The sequence below is a fragment of the Streptomyces sindenensis genome, from assembly GCF_014649035.1.
GTDB lineage: Bacteria > Actinomycetota > Actinomycetes > Streptomycetales > Streptomycetaceae > Streptomyces > Streptomyces sindenensis.
Genome location: NZ_BMSG01000063.1, coordinates 1 through 7,682, shown reverse-complemented (window position 1 = coordinate 7,682; position 7,682 = coordinate 1). Strand labels below are relative to the sequence as shown.

Below are 7,682 nucleotides of genomic sequence, written 5' to 3'. Positions count from 1 at the left end.
ACCCAACCTATGCCTGACCAGCGAAAACGCCGCCCTCAGGTTCGGTACGACAACAGCTACTAAGGCCGAGCTGGCTGAGCTGAAGCGTCAGGTGACGGCGGCGACAGCCGCTCAGAGCGCGAGCGTCACCGCCGAGCAGGCGGCGTATGCCATTGCGGACGCCAACGGGGCGCCGAGGGGCCGTGGTCTGCTGGTGGGCCAGCAGAAGGCTCAGGTCACCCAGGGTGCGGCTGCTGCTGTCACGGCACTATCGAAGGCGGGCGAGACCGCTGAGGCGGCCACCCGGGCGGCTGCGGCGGACAGTGAGACGATCGCTCAGCGGGCGCTGGCGCAGGCCGCGCAGTCCAAGGCGGAATTCCGTAAGCAGGCGGCCTACCGGGCCGAACTGCAGGCCAAGGCGGCGGCGGACGCGGCCAAGGCGCACCGTGACAATGCCAAGAAGGAAAAGGAGCTGGCCGAGGCCAAGCTCACCGCTTCCCTGGCTGCGGAGGCGGACGCCAAGGCGGCGGCGGCCGATGCGCATGCCAAGCGGCTGACGGCCGAGGCCGACGAGGCCACGGCGAAGAAGGAGAAGGAAACCGCCGACCTCAAGAAGGCCGAAGCGGCACAGCACCGCAGGACGGCGGATGCCGAAGCGGCCAAGGCCGAGACTGCCAAGGGCAAGGCCGAGGCGTCGGAGGCCACTGCGGTGGCCAGGAAGAAGGACGCCGAAACCGCCCGCGACCGGGCCGAGGAATTGCGCGACGACGCCTGGGACGCGCAGCAGAAGGCGCAAGCGGCCCGGGCCAAGGCGGACGCGAAGGACGCCTACGCCGAATCCCTGGACGCGGGCGATGCGGCGGACGCCGCGCGGGCGGCGGCCAATGAGGCCGACCGGCACGCGGACGACGCCGAGGCAGCAGCAGGCCGGGCTGAAACCGCCGCCGACGCGGCCACGAAGGCCGCGGCCGACGCGGACGCCGCGGCGACCCGTGCGGAGGCGGCGGCGAAGAGCTCCCGGGCCGCCGCAGACGGGGCGAAGGCGGCGAAGCTGCGGGCGGACGCCGCGGTCAGTACCGCGACCAGCGCCGCCGCGGACGCCATTGACGCCTCCGAGCGAGCCTCAGCCGATGCCGCCCTGTCGGTGAAGATGGCCAACGAGGCCGAGACGAAGGCGAAGACGGCCAAGACTCAGGCCGACGCGGCCAAGACCGAGGCCAACAAGGCCACCGCCGCAGCGGCCAAGGCAGCCGGATTCGCCTACGTCACCGCTCAGGCGGCGGTGGACGCCGGGAAGGCGGCGGCGCAGGTAGCGGCTCCCGCGAACGACGCCATTCAGCTCGGCTCGCCCTACGTCACCAAGGACTCCGCCGCGTCCCTCGTGGTCCTGTCCGGCCAGGCGGCGAAGACCATCGCCGAACAGCAGAAGGCCGTCGCGAACGCGCACGCCCTCAACGCAGCACAGGAAGCCGCAGCCGCCCAGAACATCGCCAATCAGGCGCAGGGTGACGCCAAGGCCGCCTACCAGCACGCTGCGAACGCCGCCAAGCACTCCGCGGACGCCCGCAGCTACTCCAAGGAGGCACTCGACTACGCGGCCGGCGCGGCCATCGCAGCCGCGAAAGCGCAGCAGTCCCTGGCACGCACCATCGGATACCAGTCCCAGGCCACCGCCGACGCAGCAGCCGCAGACAAGGCCGCCGGCCGCGCAGAGGGCCACGCGCAATCAGCCCGTACCTCCGCGGACGCCGCCGCCCTGGACGCCGACGCCGCCCGCGCAGCGGCCACCCGGGCGAACGAGTCCGCCGATCAGGCCAGAGCAGCCGCCGAGCGGGCCGACGCCGCCGCCACAGCAGCCGAGGAAGCCGCCAAGGACGCCCAGAAACACGCCGAGTCCGCCCAAGAAGCGGCAAAGCAGACCGAGAACGCGGGCAACGCCAGCCAGATCGAAACCGGCACCGTCCCGGACACAGCCGGTGCATCCATCGGCGGCCTCTTTTACGTCATCAACAAGATCGACCAGGTCGGCAAGCCAAAGGTCCTTAACAAGACCGACGGCTGCGACGGCTTCTGGGACCAGATCGCCTACAAGGGCGACTGCACCATGACCCAGGAGATGAGCTACAAAGCCGAACTCGACCTGTACCTGTGCGCCGTTGAAGTGTTCGACAACACGTGCTTCTCGAACGACACGCTGTACCTGGGCGAGACCAAAACCGACACCCTGAAAAACAAGGTCACCCACACCATCACGATCGCGGAGTACCAGCAGGGCGTCGACCCCGTAGACATCCTCTTCGGCAGCTGGATCCGCTGCGCACAGAAACTCACCCCCGGCGGCGAGAACGGAAGCTGGGGCGGCTGCGCATGGGCCATGGTGGATGTTGCGTCTCTGTTCGCCGGCAAGATCCTCCGCCCCATCGCTGATGCTATCCGTGCTGTGGACGGCGCTGCCAGGACCGGCATCGGTTTTCTCGACGCATGGAAGGCCCTAGCCGTCCTCAAGCTTTCCGACGAGGCTCTGACCGGAATTGCCGGGAAGATGGCGGAAAAGGTCTACGCCTCTTGCCGGAAGGTTTCGCGGGCAGCCCACGGTATAAATTCGCGTGCTGTCTCCATTGCCCCGATGGGAACTATCGGAACTCCGGTTCCCGAATACTCCTGTGACGGATTGATCGCGTACAACAGCACCGAACTCTCCAACATGGCTTACCGATCGAGGATCGAAGCAGGTTTCGGCGTATGGGCCGGCAGAAATGTGGCCGTCGCAAAAGTTCCCGGTTGGAATGACGCGGAAACCGGAGATCTCGTGGTCGGTTTCAGTAAGGGTGGAGGATTTCACGCCGAGGATCATATTCTTGAGCAGCTGGCGGTGAAAGAGTTCTCGCCGAAGCAGATCAGTGCTCTCTATACCGAACGGCAGCCGTGTCCCGTATGCGGACCCAATCTGGAGAACCTTCTCAAAGAAGGGACGGAAATCACGTGGTCGGTTCAGTGGGGATCGAACGGCACCATGAATCGTGCATTCGAGGGACTGCTGGCCGACATGATCCAGAAGCAGGGACGCCCATAGCCACCAGTTTGATCAGGTGGCATCACACATACTAGAGGTGAGTGGGCGGCCTGCTGGGCCGCCCACTCACCCTTCACAATGACACCAACGGAGCTTTGATGTTCGAAACTATGAGAGCAAGCGAGGCGGAGATCGCCGAACGGAACGAACGAGCCGCAAAGGTGGCCGAGGCGTTGGCATCAGCCGGTTTTGTCGTGCAACGAAACGTGGATCAGGAAACTGAACTTCAGGGTGCTATGGTCTCGGTTGATCCGGCCAGTGACTCCAGGGGAGGTGTTTTCGTCCAATGGAATGCAAGTTCATCCCTGAATGAAAGCGCGGCAAAGAACGCCCTGGAAGGTGGTATTGATTCACCGATCTTCAGGCATTTCAGCTTTGTTGTAGAGCGAATGCGTGCAACCTTGATCGCGATTCTTGGGTCCGCCGGTTTCGATGCCGTGGACGCCGATGACGACATGAACCCCTATCTCATCCGCGTCAACCCCTGATCGAGCTACTGAGGTTGAACTCGTGATGTCGCTGGGTTGCTCAGGTGGGTCTGATGGTCAGGCCGGTCTCGGCGAGGCAGCCGTCTATGAGGTGGCTGCGGTACTGGATGTGGCGTAGGCCGTGTCGGATGCGCTGGACGAGGTGTTCGGGGGTGGAGAAGGCGACGTTGGAGAGCCTGCCGCGTCGTAGGAGGGATCAGATCCCTTCGACGGGGTTGAGGTCGGGTGCGTAGGGCGGCAGGTAGTAGATCGTCAGCCAGTCCCGGGAGGCGGCGAAATCCCGCAGGCCGGCGGCCTTGTGGACGTTGAGGTTGTCCCAGACCAGGACGATCGGGCCGCCGAGCTGCTGGTGAGCTGCGATCAGCAGGTCCCGGTAGTCGCGCCAGGAGAAGCTCTTACGTCCGTCGCGTCGGTCGTCGTCCCGGCGCGGCCGGTAGATCAGCCGGGACCGGTGGCCGGGTTTGTAGCAGGTCAGCGCGGCGATCGATATCCGCCTGCGGGAACGGCCGCGGACCCGCACCACCGGGGTCCGGCCGCGCTGTGACCAGGTCTTCGCTTGCGGCGGCGTCATGGAGAATCCGGCTTCGTCCTCGAAGACGAGCCAGGCTCCACTCACCGCCGCGAGTCTTCCGCGCAGGGCCACACCTCCTTGACCCAACCGGCCACCGCCTCGTCGTCCCGCTCGATGGCGCGGCGGGCCGGGACCTGACAGGACCAGCCGTTGCGCACCAGGAGCTTGCGCACGCCCTGGACCGTGTAGGTCAGGTGGAAGCGCCGACCGATCACCGTCTTCACCCGGCTCAGGGTCCAGCGCTGGTCCTCCCAGCCGTGAGCGGCCGGCCCCTTGGCCAGCTCCACCTCACAACTGCGCGAACTGCTTCTCGCTCAGCCTCGGCAACGATGCCGGACCCTGTGACCGCAGAGCCCGCGGACCACCCTCATCCCACGTCCGCCGCCACCGCTGCACCGAGCGGACGCTGACCCGCAGGTCCCTGGCGATCACCGAGCTCGCCTCGCCTTGGGCGAACCTCTCGGCGGCCTTCAGCCGTAACTCCTCGCGGAACCGCTGCCGTTCGGCGGTCAGCCCGCCCCTTGTGGATACCGCATGCCCCGGTGATACCGCACCGGCGAGGAGCCGTCAGCCCCTGCGACTCCACGAGTTCAACCTCAGTAGTTCAGAGAAGGCAAGTCAGGCAAGTAGCTCCCGTTGCCCGTGCCTGACAGATATCTCCGGGGCGTTCAGGCAAGTACGGCATGTCTGTGATGTACGTGCCGACCCTCAACCTTGCTTCCACCGAACCGCAGTGGTGCGACCTCGTTTCGACCGAAACAAGGTCGCACTCGCCCCGGAAGGGGAAGGTCAGGCCGTGCGGCGGCGCCACGGCTTGTCGTACGGGCCGCCGCACGTGCTGCACAAGGCGGTATAGAGGGCGGCGGCCGGAGTCATGCAGTCAGCGGGTTCGGAGGAGTGGGGACGGCCGGAGATCGTCACGGACAGGTCCGGCTCCGGGCACGTGCAGGGACCGCCCGCGCGCTGACAGCGCGGGACTGCCGCCTTGGGAGCGGCCTTCTCTGCGGGCTTCGGGGCCGGGGTCTCGATGTACGCCATCCGCCAGCCGTCGATGGGGACCTTCCTGCGGCGCCGGGTGTTGCGGTCGAACCGCTGCTGGTCCTTGACGGTCAAGAACAGCAGTAGCATCCCGGCCAGCAGCCGGAACGCCTCCCCGTTGACCAGAGCCGACTCCGGGGCGAGAACGGCGACCAGGACGCCGTCCACGCCGATCAGCGGTGTGCCGCCGGCCCACCGGCGGTCGGTGATGCTCAGGCCCCCCGTGGAGGTGATGCCGTGTTCGCCGGCCATGTGCTCCACCGCCTGCCGCACACCCCTGCGGGTCATGAGCTGGGCCTGCCACTTCGCCCCCGCCCGGGTGTTGTGCAGCCGGCGCGCGTCCGCCTCCGCGGCCGTGGCCCGCTCCAGAGCGGCGCGGCGGGAGGCGGCGTTCTTCTTGTTGGTCCGGGTGCGCTGGGCGAGGATCTCGGTGTGGGCGGCCTTGAGGGCGTCCTCGGCGTTCAGGGCGCGTTCGCGCCAGGTCGCCTCGCGTTCGTCGTCCCGGTCGGCGAGCATCTGGGTCCGGCGTTCGCCGGCCTCGGCCATCGATGCGGCGACTGCGGCCCTGGCCTCGGCGTTGTCGTAGAGGAAGGTGCGCGAGACGTCCGCTCGGCGGGCGACAGCGGCGACACTGACCTGGGCTTTCTCGCGTCGGAGCCGTGCGATGGCCTGGTGGACGCGCTCAAGGGCGGCTTCGGTCTTGCGGCGGCGGGAGGCCAGGGCCGCCGCGGTGCGGGGTCCGGGAACGGTGGCGGTGTTCATGCAGCTTCCTGTTCGGGGCCGTCGCCGTCGGCTGTGCACATATCGCTGTACTCGTCCGTCTCGTCGCTGCCCGCGTCGGCGAGGTCGGCGGCGCGGAAGGCGGTGGACCACACGCGATGGAAGTAGTCCTGGGGCTTGCGCAGGTCCAGGGCGAGGGCGTCGTCGAGGAGACCGAGGCCGGCCGAGGAGCCGAGAACTGTTCCAGCGCGGGCACGAAGTCACCGGAGGACAGGCCGTGCAGGTAGAGCAGGGGCAGCACCTCGCTGATCTTCGGGGACTTGCGGCACCAGGGCGGCAGAATCGCCGAGGAGAACCGCTTGCGCTCCCCGGTCGCCTCGTCGATGCGCTTGTCGTTCACCCGCGGGGCCCTGACCTCGACCGTCCCGGCGGCCGTGGTGACGGACCTGGGCTGGTTGTAGCCGTTGCGCACGACCATGCGGCGACCATCGCCGTCCCGTTGATCAGCCAACTCGGCTATGTAGCTGTTGACTTCCGCTTCCAGCGCGGCGGCCAGCATCCGCCGGGCGCCCTCGCGGACGATCTCGTCGATCAAGGAACCGTCAGCATTGACTACCGTGAGCACGGGCGTGCCTTCCCGACCGACGAGCCAACGTCGGCCTACTCGATGACCATCACAGGATCATTCGGGAAGGTACGCCCTTCGCGCGTCCCCGACACCGATCCACAGGTCTTGAGCATTGCTCGCGAGCTGGTGGGCATCCTCTCTAACCGATCACGTCATACGTCCCGCGTTCGTCTCCCCCGCTACGTGGAGCGGAGGAGAGGGCCTGGAACGTTATGCCGAACGGTGGCTTCGCCGGTCCCTTCGAGGGATTGGGGCCCTGGTCCCGGGCCCCGGAAGGCCGCTTGCGCAGGGATATCCCAGGGACTTTTCAGGGACTTTCGCGTCTGTCCCAGGGCCGATCCAGGGACTTTCCGCCGTGCAAGCAGGGAAGGCCCTGACAGCGCGGAAAGATATAAACGCGCTGGTCAGGGCCCACGCCCTCAGCACTCGATGATGTTCACCGCGAGCCCGCCGCGCGCCGTCTCCTTGTACTTCACGTGCATGGGCACGGGCGTCTTAACCAAAGTAGTGGGGTCCTCCCCGCAGGCTTGGTCGCCTCCTCCCCGGGTGAGGTGAACTTTCATACGCGTAAGTCGACTCCGATGCATGTGCGCGGAAAATGTCTGGCGTGGAGATCATTGGAGGGGTGCTGGCGAGCGCTGAGTAAAACGAAGACGTTAATGGATCTTCTGCTGCTCCAGCCATTTGAAGATCTCGGCCCTTTTGTACAGCACCTTGGCGTTCCTGCCTCGGCCGAGTTTGTAGCCCTTCAAGCCCAGTTTTGACGCCTCCCTGTAGACCCAGCTCGTGGACATGCTGAGCATTGTGGCGACTTCGGCAGTGTCTATGAGGACAGGCTCGACAGACTGGTGCCTGCGCGATCGGCCGATGTCGGTGCGGCTTTCGTCGGGGTGTGGCTGCGGTCCCACAGGCACAATGGCTCCTTGAGGTTGGTTCGAGGTCGATCGCTGTACCAGGTCGCGTTCGGGTCCAGCCGGATCTCGAAGGTTCATGGCGCCCGCGCCGTGCTGCTCCCAAGAGCCGGGCGGGACGTGGCCATAGTCGTGGGAATCGGCGGCTTGGCTGCCCCGGGATTCGCTGCTAGATTGCCGCGCCGCATCGAGCATCCGTGTGCTCGCAACGCCCTTAGAAGTCATCTCAATTGGCCCGATAGGCTGTGGCCTGTGGCGAGGATCGTTGAGCGGC

The 7,682-nt window shown here is 66.7% G+C and carries 5 protein-coding genes and 2 pseudogenes; 2 read left to right on the top strand and 5 right to left on the bottom strand.

The window, feature by feature from the left end; all coding sequences use genetic code 11:
* Positions 1-3,052 (top strand): nucleic acid/nucleotide deaminase domain-containing protein (locus IE145_RS32885; RefSeq protein WP_189529079.1); only part of this gene is annotated, 3,052 nt, incomplete at its 5' end.
* A 41-nt stretch (positions 3,053-3,093) separates the two neighbouring features.
* Positions 3,094-3,540, top strand: a complete 447-nt coding sequence (locus tag IE145_RS32880) for a hypothetical protein (RefSeq protein WP_229826020.1) — start codon at positions 3,094-3,096, stop codon at positions 3,538-3,540.
* A 40-nt stretch (positions 3,541-3,580) separates the two neighbouring features.
* Here IE145_RS32880 and IE145_RS34120 read toward each other — a convergent pair.
* From IE145_RS34120 to IE145_RS33675, 5 genes and pseudogenes are all read right to left on the bottom strand, one after another.
* A pseudogene (locus IE145_RS34120) lies at positions 3,581-4,647 on the bottom strand (IS630 family transposase).
* 253 nt (positions 4,648-4,900) lie between these two features.
* The gene (locus IE145_RS33680; RefSeq protein ID WP_229826019.1) at positions 4,901-5,911 is read right to left on the bottom strand and encodes a DUF6262 family protein; all 1,011 of its coding nucleotides are present in this window, start codon (positions 5,909-5,911) and stop codon (positions 4,901-4,903) included.
* A 173-nt stretch (positions 5,912-6,084) separates the two neighbouring features.
* A pseudogene (locus tag IE145_RS32860) lies at positions 6,085-6,494 on the bottom strand (transposase); the annotation flags it as partial.
* Between the two features lie 422 nt (positions 6,495-6,916).
* Positions 6,917-7,060: a hypothetical protein gene (locus IE145_RS32855; protein ID WP_189529082.1), complete on the bottom strand. Its 144-nt coding sequence runs from the start codon at positions 7,058-7,060 to the stop codon at positions 6,917-6,919.
* Between the two features lie 93 nt (positions 7,061-7,153).
* Positions 7,154-7,682: helix-turn-helix domain-containing protein (locus IE145_RS33675; RefSeq protein ID WP_229826018.1), on the bottom strand; the 529-nt coding region annotated here is incomplete at its 5' end.